The organism is Microbispora sp. CSR-4 (genome assembly GCF_008033685.1).
Taxonomy (GTDB): Bacteria; Actinomycetota; Actinomycetes; order Streptosporangiales; family Streptosporangiaceae; genus Microbispora.
The window spans coordinates 1-23062 of sequence record NZ_VJVX01000044.1; the positions used below are offsets into that span (position 1 = coordinate 1).

A 23062-nucleotide genomic window follows, 5' to 3' on the forward strand; every position below is an offset into this window, starting at 1 on the left:
CTGCGTCACCGGGCCACCCTCGAACACCCGCGACGCACCCTGCGTCAAGCTGATCAACCCGGCCGCCACCGCCGCCAGCTGATCCGCCCGGTCCTTCGGAAAGCCGTCCGAGAACGCGAGAGGCAACCCGTCGGCCGACACCACCACGGTGTGCGCCACACCCGGCACGTTGTTCACGAAGTCCGTGATCAACCAGTTGATGCCGCGCGCGGCCTGGCTCATTTCCCTCATCAGTCCTCCTTCTCACTGTCCTGGGCATCGGGCGTGCCCAGGGGCGCCGCCCCGGGATATCCCTGGTCCTCCCCGGCCTCCCCGCGGGCGACGGCCCGGCCCTGCCGGATGCCCTGCTGGAAGCTGGAGAGTCTGCTGCGCACCCGCTCGGGCGAGAGCACGGGCGGGGGCGGCGGCGGGGCGGCCGCCGCTGCCGCGGCGGGCTCCGCGGAAGGGGTGGGAGCCGTGGCCGAGCCGGGCACCAGGTTGGCCTTGGGCACCCGCTTGGGCAGGCCGGACGAGGTGACCCCGCCCAGGGCCGGCTCGCTGGCCGCCTTGGCCGCCTGCCAGCCGGCGTCCGCCGGGGACGACCAGCTCCTGGTGTCGGCGGCGGACTCGCCGTCCGAGTCGTTCTTGTCCGCCGGGAGGTCGACCTTCTTGAACCAGTCCGACTCGACCGCTGCGAAGATCGGCAGGAACTCCTCCTCCGACTCCAGCGGCGAGGTCCGCACCACCGGCAGCGGGCCGGTGTTGTCGTCGCCTTCGACCCCGCCGCGGCCGGTCCGGCCGGGCCAGCCCGCGCCGTCGTCCTGCGACGCGCCGGGCCAGGAGCCGCCGCCTCCCGGAGGGGGCAGGTGGCCGGGCCAGGGCGTGTCCACGGGGGCCTCGCCGACATGACCCCGGCTGAACGGGTTGGTGTCGAAGGGGCTGGCGTCGAACGGTCCCGAGTCGAACGTCGCCGTCTCGAACGGGTCCCGCTCCGGCACCGTCCTCTCGACCGGCGTCTTGTCGAAGGCCGCCCGGTCGAACGGCCCCGACTCGAACGGGCTGCGGGCGAACGGGTCGGACTGCCCGCCCTGGCCGACCCCGCCGGTGTCGAAGGGGTTGCGAGCGAAGGGATCGGACGGCTCGCCCGGCCGCCCCGCACCGCCCGCCTCGAACGGGTTGCGCGCGAACGGGTCGGCGTCGGCGCCGCGGCCCGGCGGCGGCGCGAACGGGTTGCGGGCGAACGGGTCGGGGTCGAAGCCGACGGTCTCCCGCGGGAACGACTCGAAGGGCCCGCGCTCGAAGGGATCCGCGCCCGGGGCGCCGACACCGGGCGCGTCCGCGCCGAACACCGGGGTGCGCGGCGGGTTCTCGAACGGCGTCGGGCTGGCGAGGGCCGGGGCGTTGCCGAACACGGAGGCGCCGAACTGCGGCCCGGTGCCGACCGCCGGCATCGGGCTGGTCAGCTCCGGCTGCGGCATGCCCGGCACGCCGGGGAACGCCGGGCCGGCGCTGGCCAGCAGCGCCTCGGGCAGCAGCACCATGGCCGTCAGGCCGCCGGTGTCCTGCTGGCGCAGCTGCACGCGGATGCCGTGACGCAACGCCAGACGACCGACCACGAACAGGCCCATGCGGCGGGACACCGACACGTCGACGACCGGCGGGGTGGCGAGCCGGTAGTTGGTCTGGGCCAGCTCCTCGGGGGTCATGCCGATGCCCTGGTCGCTGACCGAGATGATCAGGCCGCCGCCGTCGATGCGGTTGCTCGACACCGTGACCTTGGTGTCGCGGGGCGAGAAGGAGATGGCGTTCTCCACCAGCTCGGCCACGAGGTGGACGACGTCGTTGACCGACTGGCCGACGACCGACGCTCCGGCCTGCACCTGGATGTCGACGCGTTCGTAGCCCTCCACCTCCGACAGCGAGGCGCGTACGACGTCGACGATGGGCACCGGCTGGCCCCAGCGGCGTGCGGGCTCCTGTCCGGCGAGAACCAGCAGGTTCTCACTGTTGCGGCGCATGCGGGTCGCCAGGTGGTCGAGCTTGAACAGGTTCCCGAGCCGCTGCTCGTCCTGCTCGCCCTGCTCCAGGCCGTCGATCAGGGACAGCTGGCGTTCCACCAGCGTCTGCGTACGGCGCGACAGGTTCACGAACATCGCGTTGACGTTGCTCCGCAGCCGGGCCTCGTCACCCGCCAGCCGGATCGCCTCGCGGTGGACCTCGTCGAAGGCCCGCGCGACTTCACCGATCTCGTCGCGGCCGACCACCTGGATCGGGGCGATCGGCGGGACCTCGGCGGAGTCGCCGGCCTCCCGCAGCTTCTGGACCGTGTCGGGCAGGCGGCTGCCGGCGATCTCCAGCGCCTCGGAGCGCAGCCGCCGCAGCGGGCGTACGAGCGAGCGGGCGACGCCGGTGGTGACGAGCAGAACCGCGATCAGCAGGAGGGCGACGGCGACGGCCACGATGATGGCCCGCTGCTGCTCGTCGTCCTTCAGCGTCTGGCTCCGCGCCACGATGGAGGAGGTCAGCTTGGCCTCGACGGTGCGCATCCGGTTGATGGGCTGCGACATCGCGTCGTACCAGAGGCGCGTGTCGTCGCGCACGGACAGGTCCAGGCCCTTGAGCGGGAAGCCCGCGTTGGCGCGGTCGAGCACCAGCGTGCGGATGAACTCCGCCTGGTCTACCTGGCCACCTGTGACCGTGTTGTCGTAGTCGGCGCGTTCCGCGGGGGTGGCGCTCTTGCGGAAGGCGCGCAGGTCGCTGTCCTGGGCGGACACGGCGCCGAGGAAGTTCTGCAGCTGGGCCTGCTCGAAGCGGCCGTTGGGCAGCACCGTGGTCAGCAGGCCGCGCTGGATGGAGGCGCTCTCCTTCGCGCGGGCGAGCGCGGCCAGCGTGACGGACGAGGCGGCGAGCCGGTCGTCCTGCGTGCTCTTGGCCAGCTCGTCCTGCAGGGCCAGCAGGGTCTCGATGACGAGGGTGTACTGGTCGAGCACGGCGCTCGGCTGCAGGTTCCCCTGCATGGCCTGGCTCCGCAGGACCTCCACGCCGTCGAGCTTGCCGATGATGTGGTCGATCTCGTCGGAGGCGCGGGTGCTCACCTTCGTCCTGACCTCGTTGGCCAGGTTGCGTACGGCGGTGGCCGCCTTGTTGGTGAGCAGGGTCTGCGCCTTGACCGCGGCGGTCGCCTTCGCCGGATGGCCGAGCGTCGCGTTCCAGGCGGCGCGGTCGCGTTCCGACTGCAACTCGTGGGTGAGGCCCGCGACCTTGTCGACGAGTCGCGCCAGGTCACTGATCTGCTGATACTCGGCCGCCGTGTTCACCGACGTGACCACCCGCAGACCGCCGAGCAGCAGCGCCGCCGCGGTGGGGATGAGGATCAGCGCGACAAGCCTGGAGCGCACGCGCCAGTTGCGCAGGAGAAAACGACTACCCTCGTCGGGCTCCTGCTCAGCCGGAACCCCGGTCCCGGGGCTCTCGTCGGTCCGGGGGTCTTGTGTCCTCACAGGCTTTGCAACCTCTCGCAGTATGTGCGCACAGGGGGAGTGTCTCAGCACGGATGTGGCTGGCGTGACGTGCGAGACATCCTGCAGGCGAGGGTAATTGCAGCACACCGACACCAGGGAGGCCAACCGAACACCCGTGCACAAACAGCCTAGACAGGCATGTAGATGATGTTATTTGGTTAAATATCGGGTCAGCATCAATACCGAATTCTGCCCTGCCGGGTAGTCGCGGGTCCTGGGGATGAGGCCCCCGAAGGCAAAGAATCCCGCCCCGGCGCCGTGCCCTGGCCGGACGCCGCGAGGGCGGCACCCACCGGGATGCCGCCCTCGCCGCCCCGAGCCTCGGGGCGCGGTCTTCCTGGAACACGCCGTGTTCCGTCTCAGTACTGTCTGCCGTACGCGGCCCGGACGGTGAGCACGTATTCGACCAGGCTGATGAGCGTGGACTTGACGGCCTCCCGCGAGCGCGCGTCCGTACGGACGACGGGGACGTGCGGAGGCAGCGACAGCGCCTCACGGACCTCTTCTTCCGAGTGGAGGAACTGCCCCTCCCAGCCGTTCATCGCGACCAGGAAGGGAAGCTGGGCCTCCTCGAAGTAGTCGATGGCCGGGAAGCAGTCGGCGAGCCTGCGGCTGTCGACGAGCACGACCGCGCCGATGGCGCCACGGACGAGGTCGTCCCACATGAACCAGAAGCGGTGCTGGCCCGGCGTGCCGAACAGATAGAGGATGAGGTCCTGGTCGAGCGAGAGCCGGCCGAAGTCCATGGCGACCGTGGTGGTCGTCTTGTTCGGCGTGAGCCCGAGGTCGTCGATGCCCGCACTGGCGTCGGTCATCACGGCCTCGGTCGTCAGCGGCAGGATCTCGGAGACGGCACCGACGAAGGTCGTCTTCCCGACGCCGAACCCACCCGCCACGACGATCTTCGTCGAGGTAAGACCACGGCTAGAGCCTGCGTAGTCCACTGAGCACCCTTTCGAGCAGGTTGAGGTCTGGCTGTCCCTGGTTCAGCTGCGGCATGTGCAGGCGGACCAGACCCTCGTCGGCCATGTCGGCGATGAGCACGCGGGCCACGCCGAGCGGGACCCGGAGCAGTGCCGAGATCTCCGCGACCGATCGTACGGAACGACATAGCATCATGATCGATTCCTGCTCTGGGCTGAGCAGAGAATAATCGTTGCTCTTCAAGGTCACCGATGATACGAGGGTTTCCATCGCCATGTGGTAACGCGGCTCGGATCGGCCACCGGTGACGGCGTACGGACGGAACAGGGGCTCGTCCTCTGTCCCGTCACGATCACGCACGGCCCTCTCCTCTTGTCATCGCCGCGACGTCTGCAGCTCGGCGCGCAGCGCCGGAGTGAGCACCTGACCTGCTCGTTCGACGAGCAGGGTCATCTGGTAGGCCACCAGGCCCATGTCGCAGTCCGGTGCGGCGAGCACCGCGAGGCAGGAGCCGTCGCTGATCGCCATCACGAGCAGCAGTCCCCGCTGCATCTCGACGACGGTCTGCGTCACCGCGCCTCCCTCGAACACCCGCGAGGCGCCGACGGTGAGGCTGAGCAGGCCGGCGGCGACGGCCGCGAGCTGGTCGGCGCGGTCAGGCGGAAAGCCGTCCGATTGGGCCAGCCGCAGGCCGTCCGACGACACCACCACCGCATGCGCCACGCCAGGCGTGCTGCCGACGAACTCGGTGATCAGCCAGTCGAACCTGCGTGCTTCCACGCTCAGCTCAGTCACGAGCCCTCCTCCTCTTTACCCGACCCTTCGGCGAGCCCTCCGGCCGTCTCGGCCCGGCCTCGCCTCACACCCTGCTGGAAGCTGGACAGGCGGCTGCGCACCGCGTCGGCCGAGACCGGGGGGCGCGGGGCCGCGGCGGCGGGGCCGTCCGCGCCCACCGAACCCGGCACCAGGTTGGCCTTCGGCGTGCGCTTCGGCAAGCCCGCCGCGGTCACGCCGCCCAGCAGGGGGTCACGGGCGCTGGCCGCGGCCTGGAAGCCGCTGTCGGCCCGCGACCGCCACGCACCGGGGTTCCCGCCCTGCGCCTGCGGGGCGGCGGCGGGCCTCGGGGCGGGGCCGGAACCAGGCACCCTCGCGATCTCCCCGGTGGTCTCTCCGGGCTTCTCCCCGGCGTTCTCCGCGTCCGCCCCGGTCCGCGCCGCCGGCGCGGCCTGCGGGCCGGTGTCGGAGGGACGACGGAACCACGCCGACTCGACCGAGGCGAAGATCGGCAGGAACTCCTCACCCTGCTCCAGCGGCGACTCCTCCACCGACGGCAGCGACCCCGTGGCCGCCGCGGCGTCCTCGGCCGTTCCCGCGGACGACGCCGCACCGGGGAAGGCGTTCGGCCCGGTGCTCGACGGCGAGAACGCGTTCGGGCCCGTGCTCGACGGGGAGCCCGGCTGAGGGAACCCCGTCGGCCCCGTGCTGGACGGCGAGAACGCGTTCGGCCCGGTGCTCGACGGCGAGAACGCGTTCGGGCCCGTGCTCGACGGGGAGCCCGGCTGAGGGAACCCCGTCGGCCCCGTGCTGGACGGCGAGAACGCGTTCGGCCCGGTGCTCGACGGCGAGAAGGCCGTGGGGCCCCTGGACGCGCCCCGCTGCGGCAGCGCGTTCGGCCCGGTGGGCAGCGACGGCCACGAGTGCTCCGAGCGGTCGTCGCCGCCCCCGCTCGCCGCACCGCCCTGCGAGCCATTCTGCGATCCGCTCACGGAGCCGCTCAGGGGGCCGCTCACGGAGCCGCCGGGGGATCCGCTCTGCGGTCCGCTTTCGGGGAACGACGACGGCCACGACGACCCGGGCTGCTCGCCGAACGCCGGACGGGGTATGTCGCCCTCCGGCGCCCTTCCGGCCCGGCCCGGCATCGAATGCGGCCCCGAGTGTTCGCCGAACGAGCTCTCCCCGTAGGCGCTGTCCCGGTAGGCGCTGTCCCCGTAGGCGCTCTCTGCGGGCGCGTCCAGCGTCGGCGCGCCGAACGCGGCGAACCCGCCCGTGCCGTTGCCGCCGGCTCCGCTCAGCCCGTTCCCGCCGGGACCGTTCCCGGCGGCGGCCGAGGGCCTGCGGGCTCCGACGCCGCCCGCCGCGCCGTTGCCCGGGCTCCAGGGTTCGAACGAACCGGCCCCCGGCGCGGCCGGGCCCAGCGGGTCCGGCTCGGCGAACGCCTGCCGCGCCGGCAGTCCGGACGCCGTCTGCCCGGCGGGTACGGAGGGACGCGGCACCACCGGCTGGTCGGCGTTGGAGATGAGCTGGGAGGGGAACAGCACCATCGCGATGACGCCAGCGCCGTCGCCCCGGCGCAGCTGCACGCGGATGCCGTGCCGCAGCGCGAGGCGGCCGACCACGAACAGGCCCATCCGCCGGGACACCGAGACGTCGATCGTGGGCGGCTCGGCCAGGCGGCGGTTGATCTCGGCGAGTTCTTCCGGCGACATGCCGATGCCCGCGTCGGTGACGCCGAGCATCACGGCGCCGCCCTCGACAGGGCTGGTGGAGACGACCACCTTGGTGTTGCGCGGCGAGAAGGCGATGGCGTTCTCGACCAGCTCCGCGAGCAGGTGGACGACGTCGTTCGCGGCGTGCCCGGCGATCGCGATCGTCCGGGGGACCCGCACGACGACCCGCTCGTAGTCCTCGACCTCCGACAGCGAGGCGCGCACCACGTCGACCAGCCGGGCGGGCTGGCTCCGCTTGCGCGGCGGCTCGTGACCGGCGAGGACCAGGAGGTTCTCACTGTTGCGGCGCATGCGCGTGGCCAGGTGGTCCAGCTTGAAGAGGTCGGCCAGACGCCGGCCGTCCTCCTCGCCCCGCTCCAGGCCGTCGATCAGCGAGATCTGCCGCTCCACCAGCGTCTGCGTACGGCGGGAGAGGTTGACGAACATCGCGTTGACGTTGGCGCGCAGGCGGGACTCCTCGGCGGCCAGGCGCACGGCCTGCGTGTGGACCTCGTCGAACGCCTGCGCCACCTCGCCGATCTCGTCGCTGCTGTCGACCGGGATCGGCTGCACGTGGGCCTCGCGCTCGGGGTCCTCGGACTCGCGCATCTGGCGGACGATGCCCGGCAGCCTCCGCCCCGCGATGTCGAGCGCCTCCGCCCGCAGGCGGCGCAGCGGCAGCACCATCGACCGCGCGATGAGCACGGTCGTGACGAGCACGAGCACGAGGAGCGCGAGGATCAGGCCACCGGCGATGAGGGCGTTGCGCTGCTCGACCGACTGCAGGTCGCGGGCGCGGCTCTGCACCAGGTCCGACACGCGGCCCTCGACGGCCGCCATCTGCTCGATCGCCTTCGTGCTGTCCTGGAACCACGTCTGGGCCGTCCTGTCCCTGCTCCGATAGCGGCTGAGGGACTGGTTCTGCAGGCCGAGCGTGAGCGCCCACGACTTGGTCAGCTCGCTGTTGACCACGTCCTTGTCGCCGAGAAGGGTGACCAGGCGGCTCGCCTCGGCCGCCGGGGCCTCGGTGTAGAACGTCGCCAGGGCGCTCTGCTGACGCGACTGGGAGGCCAGGAAGTCCTCCAGCTCGAACGTGGTGAAGACCTGGTTGCGCTCCAGCAGCTCACGGGTGAGGATGGCCCGCTGCAGCGCGGCCTCCTCCTTGGCGTGGGCCAGGGCGCTGAGGGCGCGGAGGTTGCCCAGGATCGCGGCGTTGTCGTCGTTGTTGCCCAGTTCGTCGTGCAGGCGCAGGACGTTGGCGATCACGGCGCTGAAGTCCTCCGGCGCGCCGTTCTTGCGGATGCCCGCGAGGCTCGAGAGGCGGCTCTCGAGCTGCTGGGCCTGCTCCACCGCACGGGTGCCGTATTCCTCGTCGATGTTCTTGAGGTCGGCCTTCACCTGGGCGATGAGCGGGTCGACCGCCGCGCGCTGCTGGGCGCGGGTCACGACGGTCTCCCCGTCGACGTTGAACTTGCGGCTGGTGTTGCCGCCCCAGACGAACAGGTCGCGCTCGAGAGCCAGCTGCTCGGCCAGATCCCGCAGGTGCACCGAGTATTCCGCCGCCGACCTGGTCCGCTGGTAGGCCGTCAGGCTGTCGATCGAACCCACGACGCGGACACCGGCGAGGAGCACGGCCACGAGCGTCGGGGCGAGGATCAGCGCGGTCAGACGTGTCGGCACTCTCCAGTTGCGCGGCGAGAGACGACTCCGTCGCCTGCGGTTATCGGTATTCGACTGCTCCATGCTCACCGGCCCCGCCATCGTTCGGCCTGCCTTCACGCGTCTGGACAGCATGAAGTGACACAGCTGTATAAGCGGGGACAATTCGACCACAAGGTCACGACGGGGAGCGGCCCTACCCCTACCGCAGCACCCCAATTGTTACCAAGAGGTGAGGATCGTTACTTACGTCATCTGAGTGCCGCAAGCACGTGCTCTCGCACCTGGATCCGCTGTTGCTCATCGAGAATGGGACGACCCATTCGATCCGCCACATAGAAGACATCCACCGCTTCTGCGCCCAGAGTCTCCACACGCGCGGCGCGTACGTCAAGGCCGCAGTCGCCGAAAGCACGGCCGATCCGCCACAGCAGCCCGGGTCTGTCGTGCGCCCGCACCTCCACCACGCTGGCCGTGAGCGACGCGTCGTCCACCAGGGTGACCCGGGGCGGCGCGACCGGCACTCGCGACGGGCGCATCGACCTCGCCCGCCGGGCCAGGCGCTGCTCGATGTCGAGCCGGCCGGCCAGCACGAGGCGCAGGTCGGCCTCCAGCGTCGCCGGGTCGGGCGGCGTGCCGTACTCGGGGACGACGACGAACTCGATGACCGCCGTCGACCCGGCCGACGCGGCGGAGGCGGAGCGGACCGCCATGCGGTGCGCCGCGAGCACCCCGGCCGCCCGCCACAGCAGGCCCGGCCGGTCGGGCGCGACCACGGTGACCGCGCTCCCGTTCACCCGCACCGCGCCACCGCCGTGCCGGGCGAGCGCCGCCTGTTCGGGGGAGAGCACGGGCGCGGGCATCGGCGGCGTGCCGGACAGCACCGACCGCACCCGCCGGACCAGGTCGGAGACCAGGGACGCCTTCCAGGAGTTCCATGCGGCCGGGCCGGTGGCGTTGCCGTCGGCCACCGCCAGCGCGGCCAGCAGTTCGAGCACCTCCCGGGACCCGACGGCCTCCGCGACCCTGGAGATGGTGACCGGGTCGTCCAGGTCGCGCCGGGTGGCGGTCTCCGGCAGCAGCAGGTGATGACGCACCACGGTGGCGAGGATGTCCACGTCCGCCGGCGGCAGGCCCATGCGGGTGCCGATGTCCCTGGCGACGATCTCACCTGTGGTGGAGTGATCGCCCGGCCAGCCCTTGCCGACGTCGTGCAGGAGCGCCGAGATCAGCAGCAGGTCGGGACGGGACACCTCGCGAGTGAAGGCCGCGGCCCCGGCCGCGGTCTCGATGAGGTGCCGGTCCACGGTGTAGCGGTGGACCGGGTTGCGCTGGGGGCGGTGCCGCACCCGCTCCCAGTCGGGGATGAGCTTCACGAGCACACCGGCCTGGTCGAGCTCCTCCCAGACCGGCACGGCCGCGCGCCCCGCGCCGAGCAGGGCGACCAGCGCGCCGCGCGCCTCCGGAGGCCACGGCACGGGCAAGGGCGGCGACTGCGCGGCGAGCGCGCTCACCGTCGCGGGCGCGAGCGGCAGCCCGGCCTCGGCGGCGGCCGCGGCGGCGCGCAGCACGAGCGTGGGGTCGGTGCGCGGGTTGACACCGCGGGCCAGCACGACCTCGCCGCCGTGCTCCACCACGCCGTCGGCGAGCGGCCTGCGGCCCCGCGGCGCGGGACCGGTGAGCAGCCGGTCGACCGTCCGCCAGGTGGCGTCGAACGCGTGGGAGATGGTGCGCCCCGCCTCGGCCAGGCGGCGCATCAGCGCCTCGGCGTCCAGCAGGCCCAGTGTGCCCGCGACCGCGTCCTGTTCCTGGAGCACCAGGCGGTCGGTGCCGCGCGCGGTGACCAGGTGCAGCCCGTGCCTGATATCCAGCAGCAGCTCGTACGCCTCCCGGACCCGCGGGCCGGGGGCCGAGGCGACCCAGGCGGCGGCCACGGCCTGCATCGCCTGCACGTCGCGCAGCCCGCCCCTGGAGTCCTTGAGATCGGGTTCGAGCAGGAAGGCCAGCTCACCGCCGACCTCGGCGCGCTTGTCGGCCGAGGAGCGCAGCTCGGCGAGCCTGCGCCGGGAGTCGGCCCGCCACTCGGCGAGCACGGCCTCCCGTACGGCCCTGGTCAGCTCTGGGTCCCCCACGACGTGGCGCGCCTGGATCAGGCCCAGCACGGCCTTGAGGTCCTCCCTGGCGACCTTCACCGCCTCGTCCACCGTACGGACCGAGTGGTCGAGGCCGATTCCGGAGTCCCAGATGGGATACCAGATGCGGTCGGCGATCTTCGCCACATCGTCGCGGCCGTCGTGCAGCAGGACCAGGTCGAGGTCGCTGCCCGGGGCGAGCTCGCCCCGCCCCAGGCTGCCGACCGCGACGAGGGCGACCCCGCTGATCCCGTTGGGAGCGGCCCCGCTGTGTCCGATTCCAGTGGGGCCGATCCCGTGGGAGGCGGCGGGGCCACGCTCGTCGGGGAAGCCGCCCTTCCCTCCCGATCCGCCCTCCCGCGCGTACGGCCGTGTCGCCGCCGTGCGGAACAGATCGGTGAGCCATCTGTCGATGTCCGCGGCCCTGTCCTTGCGGACCGCGGCGAACGAGCGCGCCTCCCCTCTCATCATCCGGTTACAGCGCCTCCGGCCCGCGCTCCCCGGTGCGGACCCGGACGACGGTGTCCACGGGGACCGACCAGACCTTGCCGTCGCCGATCTTGCCGGTCTGGGCCGCCTTGACGATGACGTCGATGACGTCTTCGGCGTCGTCCTCCTCGGCGAGGACCTCGACCCGGACCTTGGGCACCAGGTCGACCTGGTACTCGGCGCCGCGGTAGACCTCGGTGTGGCCGCGCTGACGGCCGTAGCCGCTGGCCTCCGAGACGGTCATTCCCTTGATGCCGAACTGCTCCAGGGCGGCCTTCACGTCGTCCAGTTTGAACGGCTTGATGACTGCGGTGATGAGTTTCATGCGTCGACCTTCTTCGCAGGCGCGGGCACGGGCCCGTTGACTGAGGCCACTCCCGAGGAGTGGACGGTGCCGAGGTCGTACCCGGTCTCGGCGTGAGTCGTGATGTCGATGCCGGTGACCTCGTCCTCCTGGTTGATCCGGAAGCCCATCGTCTTGTCGATGATCTTCCCGATGACATACGCCATGATGAAGGAGTAGAGGCCGACCGCGACAGGACCGAGGGCCTGCACGCCGAGCTGCGAGATCGGGCCGCCGTAGATGAGGCCCTGGTTCTGGCCGTCCGCGAAGGGGTAGCGGGCGATGATACCGAGCGCGACCGCGCCGATCGCGCCGCCGACCAGGTGCACGCCGACCACGTCGAGCGAGTCGTCGAAGCCGAGGCGATACTTCAGGCCGACCGCGTACGCGCAGACCGCGCCGGCGACGAGGCCGAGCACGAGCGCCGCCCACGGGTCGATGAAGCCACAGGCGGGGGGGATGGCGACGAGGCCGGCGACGGCGCCGGAGGCGACGCCGAGGGTGGTGGAGTGGCCGTCGCGCAGCTTCTCCACGAGGATCCAGGCACCGGCGGCGGCGGCCGTGGCGACCTGGGTGTTCATGAAGGCGAGGCCGGCGGTGCCGTCGACGGCGAGCTCGGAGCCCGCGTTGAAGCCGAACCAGCCGAACCACAGCAGACCCACGCCGAGCAGGACCAGGGTCAGGTTGTGCGGCCGCATCGGGTCCTTGCGCCACCCGGTGCGCTTGCCGAGCACCAGCGCCAGCGCGAGGCCGGCGGCACCGGCGTTCACGTGGACGACCGTGCCTCCCGCGAAGTCCTCGATGCCGAGGTTCGCCAGCCAGCCGCCGCCCCAGACCCAGTGGGCCACGGGGAAGTAGACGATCGTCGCCCAGGCGAGGCCGAAGACGACCCACGCGCCGAACTTCGCGCGGTCGGCGATGGCGCCGCTGATGAGAGCCACGGTGATGATCGCGAAGGTGAGCTGGAAGGCCGAGAACACCAGGCTCGGCATACCGGTGCCGTCGTCCGCGGTGGGCGTGTCGATCAGGCTCTGCAGGCCAAGGGCGTCTCCCCCGCCCACGAGCTTGTTGATGAAGTTGTCACCGTCGCCGAAGGCGTCGAAGGCCAGCGAGTGGCCGTACAGGACCCAGGCGAGGGTGATGGTGATGATGCTGACGAAAGACATCATCATCATGTTCAGGACGCTCTTCGCCCTGGTCATGCCCCCGTAGAAGAACGCGAGCCCGGGCGTCATCAGCAGCACCAGAGCGGTGGCTGTGATCATCCAGGCGGTGGTGCCGGTATCGATCTTCACCGACGCGGCCCTCCTTACATTTGGCGTATGGCCGTTATCACTCCCGCAGTGACTTCCTCCCGGGCAACCTCGGCCGGCTGGCGCACTGACGTTGGCGACAGCGTGTTCTTCCGCCGTTTCAGCCCACGACCATGTGTGTTTCACATGTGTGAAACTCGCCACCACCGTGTTTCGGGCCTGTTTCGGATGTGTCTGGAACGACAAAACGCGCACCCCCAAAGAGGGTGCGCGTCACGATGCCCTGCTCACAGCAGAGCTCTGGCCGACTCGTAGACCTTGCCCAGCGCGGTCATCAGCTTGCGGATCTCGGCCTCGGTGAGCCCGGCGGTGATCTTCTCCTCCAGGCCATGGCGCTCGGCCGCGACCGGCTCCCGGAGCGCTCGGCCCGCGTCGGTCAGCCAGAGCCTCACGAGCCTGCTGTCGCGGCCGTCGCCGCCCTCGTGCTGACCGAGAACGGCCACGAAGGCCGGACCTACACCCTCACCGGCGACGAGACGTTCACCATCGCGGGGCAGGTCGAGAGCATCGCCGCCACCATCGGCCACCGCCCCCCGGCTTCTCCGACTGGTGCGCCGGAAACGCGCACGCGCTGGGGCTCGACGGCGAAGCCTCGTAGCGGCGAGGCGGCCGGCACGCGGGGCGAACGCCCGCCCCGCGTGACGAACCGGCCGGTGTGGGGGCGCGTGTTACGCGGCGCTGGCCATCTTGCGCAGCCGCACCAGCGCGTCGCGCTCGATGCGCCGGGCGCGGTCACGGCCGATGCCGTAGCGCTCCCCCACCTCGGTGAGGGTGTGCTCGCGGCCGTCCACCAGGCCGTACCGCCAGCGCAGCATCTCGCGCATCTGGCCCTCCAGGCCGGTCAGCCACTCCTCCAGGCGCTCCTTCTCCAGCGTGGCCATGGCCTGCTGCTCGGGGTCCGCCCAGGTCTCGTCGGCGATCATGTCACCGAGCTCGGTCTCGTCCTCGTCGCCCACGCCGAGCTGGAGGGAGACCGGGTCGGAGGCCCAGCGGCGCAGCTCCTGCACCCGCTCGATCGGCAGGTCGAGCACCTCGGCGAGGTCGGCGTCGGTCGGCTCTGCGTCGAACTCCGCCAGCATGTCCCTGCGCACCCGCATGAGCCGCGTCATCTGCTCGCCCGCGTGGGTGGGCAGCCGCACCGGCCGCGCCTGCTCGTGGATCGAGCGGCCCACCGACTGCCTGATCCACCAGGTGGCGTAGGTCGAGAACTTGTATCCCCGGCGATAGTCGAACTTCTCCACCGCGCGGACCAGACCGAGGTTGCCCTCCTGCACAAGATCGATCAGCGGCATTCCCCGTCCGGAGTATTTCCTCGCGACCGCGACCACGAGGCGCAGATTGGCCTGGATGAATTCGTCCTTGGCCCGCCGTCCCGAGATCGCGATTCGCTCCAGCTCCTCGTCGGTCGCATTCGCGATCTTCGGCTCGGGCCGCCCGCTGTCGAGCAACTGCTCGGCGAACAACCCCGCCTCGATACGCTTGGCCAGCTCGACCTCCTGCTCCGCGGTCAGCAAGGGGACGCGGCCGATCTCGGCCAGATATGTCCCGAGCAGATCCCGGTCAGAGATGTGCTGTTCCTGCGTCCGATTCCCCGTCGCCATCCGATGGCACCTCGTTCCGCCGCCGCGATATGCAATATGTGAGCCGGTGAGCCGGACGTGTCCGCCCCGTTCGGCACGGTCCCCGGCTTCCTGCTTCTGACCCGGACAACGGCCGGTCCATGGCAAAGATTCCCCAAACGGATACGACCGGGGAATGGTTTCGGTTTCCTCCCTGAGGAGGATGCGCGGCCGGGAAGAAAGGCGTTTACCCAGGTTGCGCGGGTCTAAACGAGGCGGCGCCCCATTCGCCACACCTGCGCCACCAGCGGCACTCCGGGCCGGTACGCGAGGTGGACGTACGACGGCGCCTCCAGGATGACGAGGTCCGCGCGGGCGCCGACGCACAGGGTGCCCACGTCGGTGCGCCGCAGCGCCCGTGCGCCGCCACGGGTTGCCGCCCGCACGGCCTCGAGCGGCGTCATGCCCATCTCGCGTACGGCGAGAGCGACGCAGAACGGCATCGAGGTGGTGAACGAGGTGCCCGGGTTGCAGTCGGTCGCCAGGGCCACCGTGACGCCCGCGTCGAGCAGCCGCCGCGCGTCCGGGTAGGGCGACCTGGTGGAGAACTCCGCGCCCGGCAGCAGGGTGGCGACCACCCCGGAGGCGGCCAGCGCGTCCACGTCGGCGTCATCGAGATGGGTGCAGTGGTCGGCGGATGCCGCCCCCATCTCGCAGGCCAGCCGCACGCCCGGCCCCGGGCCGAGCTGGTTGGCGTGCACCCTGAGCTGCAGCCCGGCCTTGCGGCCCGCCGCGAGCACCTCCCTGCTGTGCTCCTCGCCGAACGCGCCGCGCTCGCAGAACACGTCCACCCACTTGGCGTACGGCGCGCACGCCTCCAGCATCGGGCCGGTCACGAGGCGGACGTAGTCGTCGGCGCACGCCTCCGGCGGCACGACGTGCGCCCCGAGGAACGTGGTCTCCTCGGTGAACTGGCAGGCGATCTCCAGGCTGCGGCGCTCGTCGTCCACGGTGAGGCCGTAGCCGCTCTTGATCTCGAACGTCGTCGTGCCCTGCATGGCCATCTCCGACACCAGCAGAGCGGTGGTGGACACCAGCTCGGGGATGGTGGCCCGGCGGGTGGCCTCGACGGTCGAGCGGATGCCGCCCGCGGTGTAGGGCCGTCCGGCCATCCGCGCGGCGAACTCCTCGGTGCGGTCGCCGGCGAACACCAGGTGCGCGTGGCTGTCCACGAACCCCGGGATGACCGCGCGCCCTTCCACGTCGACCTGCTCGTCGGCGGCCGGGGCGTCGGCGGACCGGCCGATCCACCGGACCACCCCGTTCTCCGCCACCAGCGCGGCGTCCTCGATCTCCTCCCGCTCGGGGTCCGCCGTGTACAGCGATCCGATCCCCGTGTAAACGACTGATGTCATGCCGCTCGGCCCCACGTTTCCTGATCCTCGCCACCCCGTGAACGGCGCAAACCTCACCGGTTGAGCGGGGCGAGCGCCTCGCCCAGCAGCGCGCCGACGTCACCGAGCACGTGCCGTCCGTCCTCCACGATCCGCCGTCCGCCCGCGACCACCGAGTAGACGTCGGCGGAGGTGGCGGCGAACACCACCGCCTCCACCGCAGTCGCCTTGGTGGCTCCGGCCGTACGGACCGAGTCGAGCCGGACGGAGACGAGGTCGGCCCAGGCCCCGGGCACCAGGCATCCGGCGTCGGGGAAACCCAGCGACGCCTGCCCGATGGCGGTCGCGGCGTTCAGGAGCTGCTCGGCGTGCCAGTGCCCGCGCTCGCCGGTGACCAGCCGCTCGTCCAGTTCCACCGCCCTGGCCTCCTCGAACAGGTCGATGACCGCCTGGCTGTCGGTGCCGAGCGTGACGGGCGATCCGGCGTCCAGCAGCCTGCGGGCGGGGCCGACGCCGTCGGCGAGGTCGCGCTCGGTGGTGGGGCACATGCACACGTGGGTGGTGGAGCCGCCGAGCAGCGCCACGTCCACGTCGGACAGGTGGGTGGCGTGCACCGCCGTCGAGCGTGGTCCGAGCGCGCCGTGCTCGTGCAGCACCTGCACGGGCGTGGCCGAGTAGAGCTCGACGCACGCCTCGTTCTCCGCCGGCTGCTCGGAGACGTGCGCGTGCAGCGGCGCGGTGTGCCGGTGGGCGAAGTCGACGACCACGGGCATCTGTTCGGGCGGCACCGCGCGCACGGAGTGGATGGCCGCGCCGATCTCGACGTCCTCCTCGCCCTCGTACACCTGGGCGAGGTCGTCGGCCCTGGCGGCCCATCGATCGGCGTCCCCGTCGCCGAAGCGCAGCTGGGTGCCGGTGAGGGCGTCGCCGATGCCGCCGGTCAGATAGCAGGTGTCGAGCAGGGTGATGCGCAGCCCGGCCCTCCTGGCCGCCTCGACCAGCGCGTGGCCCATCGCGTTCGGGTCGGCGTACGGCCGCCCCCCGGGTCCGTGGTGCAGGTAGTGGAACTCGGCCACGGTGGTGATCCCGGCGAGCGCCATCTCGGCGTACGTCGCGGTGGCCAGGTCGAGGTAGCTGTCCGGGCCGAGCGCCTCGGCGACCGCGTACATCCGCTCGCGCCAGGTCCAGAAGCTGCCGCGGCCGGTCTGGGTGTGGCCGCGCAGGGCGCGGTGGAAGGCGTGGGAATGGCAGTTGGCCAGGCCGGGCAGGGTGAGCCCGGCCAGCCGTACGGCTCCGGGTGGAGGCGCCGCCTCGGGCCTGACCTCGACGATGCGGCGGCCCTCGACGCCGACGACCACGCTCTCCACGATCTCGCCGGGCGGCAGCCACGCCATCTCGCACCAGTAGGTCACGTGCACCGGTCCTCCAGATGGGCGGCATGGCGGTGATGCCACTGTAATGAACATCCGTCCCGCGCGCCTCGCGGGGGCGTCAGCGGGTGGGTCCCCCAGCCGGCCGCACGGTGATCTCGGTGACGTGGGCGTCGGGCGTCGCCGTCACCGCGGCCAGCACGGCCCGCGCCACCGATTCCGGCTCCAGGTATCTTCCCGGCTCGTACGGCCCGCCCTCCTGGGCCCGGATGGCTCGTTGCATGTCGGTGTCCACCCGCCCGGGGAAGATCGCGGTGACCCGGACGCCGTTGGCGTGCTCCTCCTCGCGCAGCGTGTCGCCGAACGCCCGCAGGGCGAACTTGCTCGCGGCGTAGGCGCCCCAGTTGGGGTTGGCCCGCTGCCCGGCCCCCGAGTTGATCAGCACGACGTGCCCGCGTGCCGCGCGCAGCGCGGGCAGCAGCAGCCGGGTCAGCTCGGCGACCGCGATGACGTTGACCTCCATCAGCCGCCGCCACTCGCGGGCGGGGGTGTCGGCCAGGGGCCCGACACTGGCGACGCCCGCGCTGTGGACGAGCACGTCGAGCCGCTCGATCCCCTCCACGTCGGCGGGGGTGAGCTCGGTCAGCTCCACCGCCCAGGGGCGGGCGGCGGGCAGTTCCGCGCACAGCGCGTCGAGCGCCGTGCCGTCCCGGCCGCCCAGGAAGAGGTCGTAGTCGGAGGCGAGGGCACGGGCGATCGCCGCCCCCACACCCCGCGAGGCGCCGGTGATCAGAGCCGTGGGTCGCATGGACCTCACCTTAGAACGCCGCGCGGATCTTGCCGCACACCGCGTGGCGCGTTTCCGGCCGGCCGGGTGCGGCGGGCGTTTCACCGCCCCGGGCGCAGCGTCTCGGGGGTGGGGCGCTCCAGGGTCAGGGCGTAGCGGTGGTGGGGGTAGCGGTGGTCGGCCGGGCGCACCCGCACCTCGCCGGCGGAGGCCTCCAGGATCACGCAGCGATACCACTCGCCGTCTTCGAGGAACTCCCACTGCCCGGCGAGCACGTCGAGCCCGGCGCGGCGCACCTCTTCCTCCGCCCGCTCGTACGGCCCGGCCGGGCCGATGGGGTAGCCGAAGACGGTCAGCGGCCCCCACCCCCCGCCGGTCCGCCGGACGTATCCGAGCAGGGCGCCGTCGTCGTCCCTGCGGATCTCGTGCCTGTCTGTCTCGCGGTTCATGGTTGACTACCATACTCAAACTTGTATACAAATTTGAATATGTCATCGACGCGAGTGCTGATCCTGGGCGTGCTGCTCGATGGGCCGCTGCACGGCTACGAGGTGCGCAAGAAACTCGAACTGTGGGGCGCCCAGCACTGGGCCAACATCGCCTTCGGCTCGATCTACCACGCCCTCGGGAAGATGGCCCAGGAGGGCCTGCTCGAAGTGGTCGGCGACGACCGGCCCTCCGGCCGGGGGCGGACGGTCTACGGCATCACGCCCGAGGGACGGGCCGAGTTCGACCGGCGGCTCCGCGAGCACTGGTCGGAGATCATGCCGATCGTCGACCCGTTCCAGGTCGCGCTGACGTTCATGGACCGGCTGCCCAAGGCCGATCTGCCGGCGATCGTGCGGGAAAGGGCCGAGCTGCTGCGCGCGGGGTTCGCGAGCTACGAGCGGGCCCGTCACGCCAAGCGCGCGGCGGGCGCCCCGCGGCACGTGGACGAGTGCCTGGAGCTGACCGCGGCCGAATTCCGCGCCCAGCTGGAGTGGCTGGAACAGGCCGTCGAGCGCATCGAGCACGACGACCTTCCCTGACCGACGAGGAGCCGAATGTGATCATTGAAGCGCGGGAGTTACGCAAGACCTACCGCCCTCGCGGCCCCCGTGGGCGCCGTGGCCGCCGCGGCGGCCCGGCCGCCGAGCCGGTGGAGGCCGTGCGCGGCGTCGCCCTCGACGTCGCCGAGGGCGAGATCTTCGGGGTGCTCGGCCCGAACGGCGCGGGGAAGACCACGACGATCCGCATGCTGGCCACGCTGGTCGCGCCCACCGGCGGCACCGCGACGGTGGCCGGGCACGACCTGCTGGCCTCCCCCGAGCAGGTGCGGCGCCGCATCGGGTACGTCGGCCAGGCCGGCGGCGTGGACGAATACAACACGGCCAGGGCCGGCCTCATGCTCGCCGCCCGGGTCAACGGCCTGACGGCGGCCGAGGCCACCACCCGCACCGCCGAGGTGCTCGCGGCGTTCGACCTCACGACACTGGCCGACCGGCCGGCCCGCACCCTGTCGGGAGGCCAGAAGCGGCGGGTCGCGATCGCGCTCGGCCTGGTGCACCGGCCGCCGCTGCTGTTCCTCGACGAGCCCACCACCGGCCTCGACCCGCAGAACCGGGCCAACCTGTGGGACCAGATCAAGGCGCTGCGCGACGCCGGGACGAGCGTCCTGCTCAGCACCCACTATCTGGACGAGGCCGACGCGCTGTGCGACCGCCTCGTCATCGTCGACCACGGGCGCGTCGTCGCGGCCGGGACGCCCGCCGAGCTCAAGCGCGAGATCGCCGGGGATGTCGTGTCCCTGCGGGTGTCCGGCACGGACGAGGCGGCGCGAGTGCTGGAGGGCCTGCCGTACGCGCGGGAGGTGCGGGCCGGCGGCGACCTGCTGCGCGTCTATCTCGACGACGGCGAGCGGGCACTGCCGCACCTGATGGCCGCGCTCACCGGGCACGGCCTGACCCTGGAGTCGGTCGCGCTCGAACGGGCCACGCTCGACGACGTCTTCCTGCACAAGACCGGCCGCTCGCTCCGCGACGCCGCCTGAACTCCACTCGAAAATCACCCGCCCGCGGAAAGACACGCCGACGGAGAGACGCAGCCATGCTGAAGCACACCGGCCTGTTCCTGGCCTACGAGTTGCGCAACACCGCCCGCAATCCGATCTGGCCGTTCTTCGGCCTCCTCCAGCCCGTCCTCTATCTGCTGCTGTTCGCCCCGCTGCTGGCCAACACCATGCCCGGCGTGCGGGACGAGCGGACGCTCGCCATGTTCACCCCCGGCGTGATGGTGATGATCGCGCTGTTCGGCTCGTTGTTCGTCGGCTTCGGCATGATCGCAGAGATCCGCACCGGAGTGCTCGAACGGCTCGCCGCGAGCCCGGCGAGCCGCCCGGCCATCGTCCTGGGCCGGACACTGCGCGACATGATCGTGCTGGTGGCGCAGGCTCTGGTGATCATCGTGGTGGCCCTGCTGATGGGCATGCGGCCCAGCCTGCCCGGCGTCGCCCTGATGCTCGTGCTCATGGCCCTGACCGGTCTTTTCGCCTCCGGCCTGTCGTACGGCCTGGCCCTCGCGGTGCGGGACGAGAACGGCATGTCGCAGATCCTGCAGTTCTTCGCGCTGCCGCTGATCCTGTTCACCGGCATCCTGCTGCCGATGTCGCTCGCTCCGGCGTGGATGCGGACGGTGGCCCAGGTAAACCCGCTCTATCACGCGGTCGAGGCCGGGCGGGCGCTGTTCGCCGGCGACCTCGCGGACGGCCACGTGGCGCTCGCGTTCGTCCTGATGGCGGTGCTCGCGGTGCCCGCCCTGGCCTGGTCGGTCCGCTCCATGCGCCACCTCGCCGGATAACCGGGTAGCCGGATAACCGGCAGCCTGTGAAGCGTGGCGGAGCGCCCCGGCATGGCCGGGACGCCCCGCCTCCGACCCTGGTCACCGGACGCGCCCGCACGCGCGACAGCTCCGGCAACCGGGCGGTGGTGAAGGAGAGGTTACGCACCACCGATCTTCCCGGTCTCCGGTCGAAAGAAGCTGTGGCCCGGTGTAAGGGCTGCTCACGGCTTCGCCATCGGCGTCTGCGGAGATCACGGGCACCGGTCACGCGGGGATCTCGGACACCGGTCGGCCGGACTTCGCGGACGCCGGTCAGGACGGACATCGCGTGCGTCGGTCGGACGGGCTTCGCGTGTGCCGGTCGGACGGACATCGCGTGTGCCGGTCGGCAGGACTTCGCGGACGCCGGTCAGGACGAGACGAGGAACTGCGTGGCGGCCAGCTCGCGGTAGAGCTCGTCGGCCGAGACCAGCTCGTCGTGGGTCCCCCAGGCCCGCACGCGACCGGCCTCCATCACCACGATCCGGTCGGCGCCGGTCACGGTGGACAGGCGGTGGGCGATCACCAGCACCGTGGTCTCGCGCGCCACCTCCGCCACGACCTCCCGCAGCCGCATCTCGTTGACCGCGTCGAGCTGTGAGGTCGCCTCGTCGAGCAGCAGCAGCCGGGGTTTGCGCAGCAGCGCCCTGGCGATGGCGACCCGCTGCCGCTCGCCGCCCGACAGCAGCACGCCGCGATGGCCGACCGGCGTCTCCAGTCCCTCGGGCAACCGCTCGACCAGGTCGTCCAGGCGCGTACGGGCGAGGGCGCGGGCGACCTCCTCGTCGGTCGCTCCGGGCGCGCCGAAGACGAGGTTCTCCCGCAACGTCCCCGCGAGCACGGGGGCGTCCTGCTCGACGTAGCCGAGCATGGCCCGCAGCTCGCCGAGCGGCCACTCGCGGATGTCGCGCCCGCCGACGGTGATCGTCCCCTCCTGCGGCTCGTAGAACCGCTCGACCAGGCCGAACACCGTCGACTTGCCCGCGCCCGAGGGGCCGACCAGCGCGGTCATGCCGCCCGCCGGCACCTCGAACGTCACACCCTGGTGGACCACCGGCCGGTCGTCGCCGTAGCGGAAGACGACCCCGGAGAACGTCACCCCGACCGGCTCGCCCCCCGCCCGCGCCGCCGGGGCGGCGGGCTCGGTGCGCAGCGTGGCGATCTCCTGGATGCGGGTCACCGCGGCCAGGCCGTTCTGGATCTGCGTGAGGCTCTGCACGATCTGGCCGATCGGGGAGACCAGATAGAACAGGTACATCAGGAACGCGATCAGGGTGGAGATCTCCATCTGCCCCGACGCGACCCGCGCGCCGCCCACCCCCAGCACCGCGAGGAACGCGAGCTGGATCGACATCCACGCGCCGATCCCGGCCAGCGAGGTCCACGCGGCGGCGGCCACGCCCCGGTCGCGCGCCTCGGCGGCCGCCGTGCCCACCGTCGCGATCTCCCGCGCCTCCGCGCCGCTGGCCTTGACCGTACGGAACGCCTGGAGGGCGCGGTCGAGCATCGAGCCCATCTCGCCGAGCGCCACCTGTGCCTGAAGGGAGGCGCGGCGGATGCGCGGGGCGATGACCACGCCCAGGAGCCCGACCAGCGCGACGACGGCGAGCGTGACGACCAGCAGCAGGCCGTCCATGATCGCCATCATCACGGCGGCGCCCAGGAACGTGAACACCGAGCCGACCAGCGAGGCCAGCGCGTCGGTGCACACGGCTCGCAGCAGGGTGGTGTCGGAGCTGACCCGCGACAGCAGGTCGCCGGGCTTGAGCCGGTCGACGTCGGAGACCGTGAGCCGCAGGATGCGGTCGACCAGGCCCCGGCGCGAGTCGAGCACGATGGTCTCGCCCATCCGCTCCAGCAGGAACCGCCCGGCCGCCGAGATCAGCGCCCCGGCCAGGACGGCGGCCGACAGCCCGAGCACCGGGCCGGCCAGTGCGCCGCCCGCGCCGAACGTGTCGATCACCCGCTTGGCCATGACCGGCATGGCGAGCCCGGTGAGGCTGCCGACGAGGCTGAGCACGCCGCCCAGCAGCAGCACCCGCCGGTGGGGGCGCACCTGGTCGAGCAGCAGCCGCCAGGCGGCGCGCTCCCCTAGTGACGCCTTCGGCCGTGGCGCGGGCCGTCCCCCGTCAGGGCCGTCGCCCTCCGTCCCCATGGAGCCCCCTCCGCGAGCACTGCGCACGGACCGGGCGCGCCGGCCCTGTGCCCGGGCCCTGCGCAGCCTGTGTGCGATCTCCCGGAGACCCTAAT

19 protein-coding genes are annotated in these 23062 nt (G+C 72.0%); 3 read left to right on the forward strand and 16 right to left on the reverse strand.

All coding sequences use genetic code 11. The features are described from left to right. The 15 genes from FLV34_RS27475 to FLV34_RS27545 form a co-directional block, all read right to left on the reverse strand. On the reverse strand, positions 1–222 hold a 222-nt coding region (locus FLV34_RS27475; RefSeq protein WP_147944478.1), incomplete at its 3' end, for a roadblock/LC7 domain-containing protein. A gap of 8 nt (positions 223–230) precedes the next feature. Then, positions 231–3377 carry a nitrate- and nitrite sensing domain-containing protein gene (locus FLV34_RS27480; RefSeq protein ID WP_187280754.1) on the reverse strand — a complete coding sequence of 1049 codons (3147 nt, stop codon included), beginning with the start codon at positions 3375–3377 and terminating at the stop codon, positions 231–233. Between the two features lie 482 nt (positions 3378–3859). Continuing rightward, a complete protein-coding gene (locus FLV34_RS27485) occupies positions 3860–4396 on the reverse strand; it encodes an ATP/GTP-binding protein (protein WP_260617195.1) in 537 nt (178 codons plus the stop codon). A gap of 28 nt (positions 4397–4424) precedes the next feature. After that, the gene (locus FLV34_RS27490; RefSeq protein ID WP_030510865.1) at positions 4425–4784 is read right to left on the reverse strand and encodes a DUF742 domain-containing protein; all 360 of its coding nucleotides are present in this window, start codon (positions 4782–4784) and stop codon (positions 4425–4427) included. A gap of 15 nt (positions 4785–4799) precedes the next feature. Then, on the reverse strand, positions 4800–5210 hold the full coding sequence (locus tag FLV34_RS27495) for a roadblock/LC7 domain-containing protein (RefSeq protein ID WP_205830126.1): 411 nt from the start codon (positions 5208–5210) through the stop codon (positions 4800–4802). Between the two features lie 5 nt (positions 5211–5215). Further along, complete coding sequence (locus FLV34_RS27500; RefSeq protein WP_187280755.1) at positions 5216–8590, reverse strand: nitrate- and nitrite sensing domain-containing protein; 3375 nt, start codon at positions 8588–8590, stop codon at positions 5216–5218. 230 nt (positions 8591–8820) lie between these two features. After that, complete coding sequence (locus FLV34_RS27505; RefSeq protein WP_240971306.1) at positions 8821–11172, reverse strand: [protein-PII] uridylyltransferase; 2352 nt, start codon at positions 11170–11172, stop codon at positions 8821–8823. Positions 11173–11176: 4 nt separating this feature from the next. Then, positions 11177–11515, reverse strand: a complete 339-nt coding sequence (locus FLV34_RS27510; RefSeq protein WP_030510869.1) for a P-II family nitrogen regulator — start codon at positions 11513–11515, stop codon at positions 11177–11179. After that, positions 11512–12828 carry an ammonium transporter gene (locus tag FLV34_RS27515; RefSeq protein ID WP_147944458.1) on the reverse strand — a complete coding sequence of 439 codons (1317 nt, stop codon included), beginning with the start codon at positions 12826–12828 and terminating at the stop codon, positions 11512–11514. The genes FLV34_RS27510 and FLV34_RS27515 overlap by 4 nt, the downstream gene beginning before the upstream one ends. Positions 12829–13073: 245 nt before the next feature. Next, positions 13074–13289 carry a MarR family winged helix-turn-helix transcriptional regulator gene (locus FLV34_RS27520; protein ID WP_147944459.1) on the reverse strand — a complete coding sequence of 72 codons (216 nt, stop codon included), beginning with the start codon at positions 13287–13289 and terminating at the stop codon, positions 13074–13076. 225 nt (positions 13290–13514) lie between these two features. Next, positions 13515–14447, reverse strand: coding sequence for an RNA polymerase sigma factor RpoD/SigA (locus FLV34_RS27525; protein ID WP_142647068.1), 933 nt, complete (start codon positions 14445–14447; stop codon positions 13515–13517). A gap of 224 nt (positions 14448–14671) precedes the next feature. Beyond that, positions 14672–15820, reverse strand: coding sequence for an imidazolonepropionase (gene hutI, locus FLV34_RS27530; RefSeq protein ID WP_142647069.1), 1149 nt, complete (start codon positions 15818–15820; stop codon positions 14672–14674). 53 nt (positions 15821–15873) lie between these two features. Beyond that, positions 15874–17217 (reverse strand): formimidoylglutamate deiminase, encoded by a 1344-nt coding sequence (locus FLV34_RS27535; RefSeq protein WP_260617196.1) that lies wholly within the window; start codon positions 17215–17217, stop codon positions 15874–15876. 73 nt (positions 17218–17290) lie between these two features. After that, positions 17291–17977 carry an SDR family oxidoreductase gene (locus tag FLV34_RS27540; RefSeq protein ID WP_142647071.1) on the reverse strand — a complete coding sequence of 229 codons (687 nt, stop codon included), beginning with the start codon at positions 17975–17977 and terminating at the stop codon, positions 17291–17293. Between the two features lie 80 nt (positions 17978–18057). Further along, a complete protein-coding gene (locus FLV34_RS27545; RefSeq protein ID WP_147944460.1) occupies positions 18058–18405 on the reverse strand; it encodes a hypothetical protein in 348 nt (115 codons plus the stop codon). Positions 18406–18444: 39 nt separating this feature from the next. Between FLV34_RS27545 and FLV34_RS27550 the strand changes: the two genes are divergently transcribed. Genes FLV34_RS27550 through FLV34_RS27560 form a run of 3 tightly spaced genes read left to right on the forward strand, consistent with a single transcriptional unit; the run spans position 18445 to position 20791 of the window. After that, positions 18445–18984 (forward strand): PadR family transcriptional regulator, encoded by a 540-nt coding sequence (locus FLV34_RS27550; RefSeq protein ID WP_142647073.1) that lies wholly within the window; start codon positions 18445–18447, stop codon positions 18982–18984. A gap of 17 nt (positions 18985–19001) precedes the next feature. Continuing rightward, a complete protein-coding gene (locus FLV34_RS27555) occupies positions 19002–19985 on the forward strand; it encodes an ATP-binding cassette domain-containing protein (protein WP_147944461.1) in 984 nt (327 codons plus the stop codon). Positions 19986–20041: 56 nt separating this feature from the next. Next, positions 20042–20791, forward strand: a complete 750-nt coding sequence (locus FLV34_RS27560) for an ABC transporter permease (RefSeq protein ID WP_142647075.1) — start codon at positions 20042–20044, stop codon at positions 20789–20791. Positions 20792–21182: 391 nt separating this feature from the next. Here FLV34_RS27560 and FLV34_RS27565 read toward each other — a convergent pair whose 3' ends face one another. Further along, a complete protein-coding gene (locus FLV34_RS27565) occupies positions 21183–22967 on the reverse strand; it encodes an ABC transporter ATP-binding protein (RefSeq protein ID WP_147944462.1) in 1785 nt (594 codons plus the stop codon). Between the last annotated feature and the right edge of the window lie 95 nt (positions 22968–23062).

What these genes read in the sequence shown, in the direction of transcription:
- FLV34_RS27525 (WP_142647068.1), bottom strand. Translation starts at nt 14,447, where the DNA reads ATGGCGACGGGGAATCGGACGCAGGAACAGCACATCTCTGACCGGGAT.
- FLV34_RS27565 (WP_147944462.1), bottom strand. Translation starts at nt 22,967, where the DNA reads ATGGGGACGGAGGGCGACGGCCCTGACGGGGGACGGCCCGCGCCACGG.
- FLV34_RS27560 (WP_142647075.1), top strand. Translation starts at nt 20,042, where the DNA reads ATGCTGAAGCACACCGGCCTGTTCCTGGCCTACGAGTTGCGCAACACC.
- FLV34_RS27505 (WP_240971306.1), bottom strand. Translation starts at nt 11,172, where the DNA reads ATGATGAGAGGGGAGGCGCGCTCGTTCGCCGCGGTCCGCAAGGACAGG.
- hutI (WP_142647069.1), bottom strand. Translation starts at nt 15,820, where the DNA reads ATGACATCAGTCGTTTACACGGGGATCGGATCGCTGTACACGGCGGAC.
- FLV34_RS27510 (WP_030510869.1), bottom strand. Translation starts at nt 11,515, where the DNA reads ATGAAACTCATCACCGCAGTCATCAAGCCGTTCAAACTGGACGACGTG.
- FLV34_RS27545 (WP_147944460.1), bottom strand. Translation starts at nt 18,405, where the DNA reads ATGAACCGCGAGACAGACAGGCACGAGATCCGCAGGGACGACGACGGC.
- FLV34_RS27540 (WP_142647071.1), bottom strand. Translation starts at nt 17,977, where the DNA reads ATGCGACCCACGGCTCTGATCACCGGCGCCTCGCGGGGTGTGGGGGCG.
- FLV34_RS27550 (WP_142647073.1), top strand. Translation starts at nt 18,445, where the DNA reads ATGTCATCGACGCGAGTGCTGATCCTGGGCGTGCTGCTCGATGGGCCG.